The organism is Caenimonas koreensis DSM 17982 (assembly GCF_009646335.1).
GTDB lineage: Bacteria > Pseudomonadota > Gammaproteobacteria > Burkholderiales > Burkholderiaceae_C > Ramlibacter > Ramlibacter koreensis.
In genome coordinates this window covers 1-1153 of record NZ_WJBU01000043.1, presented here as the reverse complement: position 1 = coordinate 1153, position 1153 = coordinate 1, and the positions used below count along the sequence as shown (strand labels likewise).

The window sequence follows — 1153 nt, the reverse complement described above, 5'->3', positions numbered from 1 at the left end:
GGAAGGTCTGATCAACTCGCAAACGAGCCCGCTTTGACGGCGCGATAGCTGCGAGTTTCGAACATTTGCATGGTTTGAAGCGCGTTCCAGTGTGTTTTCGGCAGCGCTTTTGGCCCTCAGGCCATCTGCGGACGCACCTGTCCCATCAACTGCCTTCGCGCCATCCACAGGTTCGACAGCGCGAACAGTGTCAGCAGGTGTGCGGTGTTCTTCTGCAAGCCCTTGAAGCGCACCTTTGCCAAGCCGAACTGGCGCTTGATGACGCGGAAGGGATGCTCTACCTTTGCGCGCATGCTGGCCTTGGCGTGCTCGCGTTGTTGCACTCGCGTCTTGGCTACTCCTTCTGGCAGCTTGGCGATGTCGCTCGGGCGCGCCGCGATGTGCCACTTCACATCGCGAGCCACTCGGGCCGGCGCGCCGCGATAGCCCGAGTCGGCCCACACCTGCTGCTCCTTGCCGTGCAGCAGATCGGCCACTTGCTCGACGTCTGCTTCGTTCGCCGCCGTGGTCGTCACCGTGTGCACCAGGCCGCTGTCCGCGTCCACGCCAATGTGCGCCTTCATGCCGAAGTGCCACTGGTTGCCCTTCTTGGTCTGATGCATCTCGGGGTCGCGCTCGCCCTGCTCGTTCTTCGTCGAGCTGGGCGCCGCGATGATCGTCGCATCCACGATGCTGCCTCGCTTGAGAAGAAGCCCCTTGCGCGCGAGCAGCGCGTTGACCTGCTTGAAGATGTCTTCAGCCAGGTCCGACGCTTCGAGCATGTGGCGGAAGTTCAGGATCGTCGTCTCGTCGGGGATCGGCTCGCTCAAGGCAAGCCCGGCGAAGTTGCGAAGCGAAGCGATCTCATACAGTGCTTCTTCCATCGCCGGATCGCTCAGCGCAAACCAGTTCTGCATCAGGTGCACTCGCAGCATCGCTTCGATCGGGTAGGGCCTGCGGCCACGCCCGGCCACCGGATAGTGCGGCTCGATGACTTTGAGCAGCGCCTTCCACGGCACCACCTGATTCATCTCCTCGAGGAAGACTTCTCGCCGTGTCTTCTTCCTCTTGCCCGCGTACTCCGCATCCGCAAAGCTGATCTGACTCATCGCGTGCTCCTTTGCAAGATCAACGCACGAAGGCATCATCGGTGGACTTATTCAGAGATTCCCTA

1 protein-coding gene is annotated in these 1153 nt (G+C 61.4%); it reads right to left on the bottom strand.

Annotation, left to right across the window (positions count from 1 at the left end; all coding sequences use genetic code 11):
* Nucleotides 1-116: 116 nt before the first annotated feature.
* On the bottom strand, nucleotides 117-1088 hold the full coding sequence (locus tag GHT07_RS21235) for an IS5 family transposase (protein ID WP_153587089.1): 972 nt from the start codon (nucleotides 1086-1088) through the stop codon (nucleotides 117-119).
* Between the last annotated feature and the right edge of the window lie 65 nt (nucleotides 1089-1153).

Coding starts and splice junctions, on each gene's coding strand:
- GHT07_RS21235 (WP_153587089.1), bottom strand. CDS start 1,088: ATGAGTCAGATCAGCTTTGCGGATGCGGAGTACGCGGGCAAGAGGAAG.